The organism is Microcystis sp. M049S2 (assembly GCF_020245625.1).
Classification (GTDB): domain Bacteria; phylum Cyanobacteriota; class Cyanobacteriia; order Cyanobacteriales; family Microcystaceae; genus Microcystis; species Microcystis ichthyoblabe_A.
In genome coordinates this window covers 1-2,620 of sequence record NZ_JADBUN010000101.1, presented here as the reverse complement: position 1 = coordinate 2,620, position 2,620 = coordinate 1, and the positions used below count along the sequence as shown (strand labels likewise).

The following is a 2,620-nucleotide window of genomic DNA, read 5'->3' as shown; positions in this document are numbered from 1 at the left end:
TTCTAGGTTCTGTGTGATAAGTTTAACTTACAGAGGATCGATCAATCTTTGTGTCCTTTGTGTCTTTGTGGTTCCTTCCACTCGCTCGCCAGAAAGAATGTATCTTAGAATACATTTTGCCCACCAAACCTAAGAGAGCCATTTATCCTCTCCTACTACAGATTGATAAAATCTTTCTAGACTTTCTACACAGGTTTGATCGTTAAATACTGTATCGATATTCATTTTAGTATAATCTTTGATTGTTTGTCGCCATTGATTATCTAAACCTAAACGGATAGCAATTTCAAGATAGTGATTTTTATCCGTAGCAATTGTCTCGGTTATGCCTAATTTTTTCAAGATAGCATAGGAATGTCGTCCGCGCATAAATTCCCCCGGACAGGTAACAACTGGAAGCTGACAGGCAATTGCTTCTAAGGTGGTATTTCCCCCCGACCAACTTAAGTTATCTAAATAGATGTCTGCTAATAAGTTAAGCTGAAAATAATCATTTTGTTCTAATTGTGGCATCATTACCCCGTAATCTTGCCAATTGAGTCCATACTTATTAAAAGCTTGACTTAATCTCGACTGAAAGCAATGGGTCACAAATTCGCTACGATGACAGATAAAAATAAATTGGCTGTTGGTAACTTTTTGGGCAATTCTAGGAAAAATATCGTCATTTTCTGGCAGATATTTAAATAAACTCTGACAGTTTAAATAGATGATTTTATCCTCGGCTAATCCCATCTCTAAACAAGTTTTCCTCTGGGGAGGAAGCGAGGGTTTAGCATAGGCAATACCTAAATTAGATAAGCGAATTAATTGTTCACTGTAGTGATTATCTCCCTCCGTGGGTTCCATTAATTCACTGGAGATAAAATAATCAATGGTTGGTAATCCTGAGGTGATTGGATGGCCCCAAGTTACACATTGTACTGGAGCTAAACGCAATCCTGCTAGTTGGGTAGTGCGAGCATCCATACCAATATCTAAATAAACCAGAATATGCAACTGATTATCTAAAATATGTTGAGCAATTCTTTCTATATTGACCAGATTATCAAACTGATAAAAATAATCACTTTGCTCTTGATACTGTTTGGTAAAGTTATCGCAGGTGTTATTAATATCTATCCCATAACAGTAAATTTCAAATTGCTCTCGATTTCGCCACTGCAACCATCCTTGAAAGAGTTTCGCTACCGTGTGATGACGCAGGTGAGCAGAAATATAGCCAAGGCGAATTTTTCCCGTAGGTATGGTTGGCTTTTTCACCCAATTGGGAAAGTTAACCGAGGCAATTTTATAAACCAATTCTCCATATTTTTTTTGTAGTTCTAAATCATTTTTAGCTTGATATTGAAGATAAAAATTAGTTCTTAATCCAATACTTTTCCAAGCCTCTTGTTGTTGATTAGTAGTGTTTAAATCAAGATTTTCCAAGATATTATCTAACCGTTTCTCGTAGTTTGATCGATATTGCATAATATCGGCTTGAGTTGTGTAACCTATTGGCATTAACCGCATTAATTTTAACTTCAGGGATAGGTGATCGGGAAGATACTCTAAAGCCGATTTAGTGGCTTGAATTGCCACCTCGATCGGATAATTCTTTTGTAGTAACCAAATTAGGCGCAAATGTAAATCAATATTTTCTGGATGATAGGCAATGCCTTTTTTATACACTTCTAAAGCTTGTTTTTCTTCTTTGAGAATCAGATAGCAATGGGCGCAATTTAAATAAAAATTGCTCTCCTCTATGTTAATTGATAATAATTTTTGATAATAATTTAATGCTAATTGATAGATTTTTCTTTGATAAAAATAATCACCTGAGTAAAGATCCGCTCTTTTTTGGTCAGCTTGCAGAATTTCCCAAAGGGAGAGATTTTGACTAATTTCTCCTCTATCTCCTGCCAGTTGTTGGGCGATTTTATAAGCATTTTTTGCCTCTGTCCAAGCTTGTTTAACTAAATAGACATTGCCTAAATTGATATAGAAAGGATAAAAATCACCCTGTTTATTAATTCCCTGCTGATAGAATTTTTCGGCTGACTCTAGCTGCCCTAGTTTATAAAATAAATTGCCCAGTTTGTTATAAGCATCGATAAAATTAGCCTTGAGATCAATCGCTTTTTGATAAGCTGATAAAGCTATATCTAAACGGGATTGTTTTTCTAGCACCATGGCCATAGTATAATGATATAAGGCTTGATTTTCCTCTAAGTTGATGGCTCGTGCCAAACAGTTAAAAGATTCTGTTAGTCAGTTAATTATATAGTATAAATATCCTAAATAGTGCCAGATGTAAGCTAATTGTTCACGCCAAGATAAAATTCTTAAGTAAAAGTCCTCAGCTAAAGTATATTCTTGCCGATTAATTGCCTCTTGCACCTCTTGAAGACAGGAGTTTATCACCGTCAGGGCATAATTTTCTATCTCTTCATCCCCTTCTATTTCTTCTAATTCTAGCCACTGGAGATAGATTAATTGGCGTTGCTGAATTAAGCTATGAATCAGTAAGGAATAGGCACTTCTTGAAACTTCAGATAATGAATTAATAAACGAATAGAGTATCCTAACATTTCTGTAGACTTAGAATAGCAGAGTGTTTTGCGATGCAATCGGGCTA

At 35.5% G+C, this 2,620-nt stretch carries 1 protein-coding gene and 1 pseudogene; both read right to left on the bottom strand.

All coding sequences use genetic code 11. The features are described 5' to 3' along the window. Window positions 1-129: 129 nt before the first annotated feature. Window positions 130-2,232, bottom strand: coding sequence for an O-linked N-acetylglucosamine transferase, SPINDLY family protein (locus tag IM496_RS08675; RefSeq protein ID WP_287661739.1), 2,103 nt, complete (start codon window positions 2,230-2,232; stop codon window positions 130-132). 272 nt (window positions 2,233-2,504) lie between these two features. After that, a pseudogene (locus tag IM496_RS08670) lies at window positions 2,505-2,620 on the bottom strand (IS1 family transposase); the annotation flags it as partial.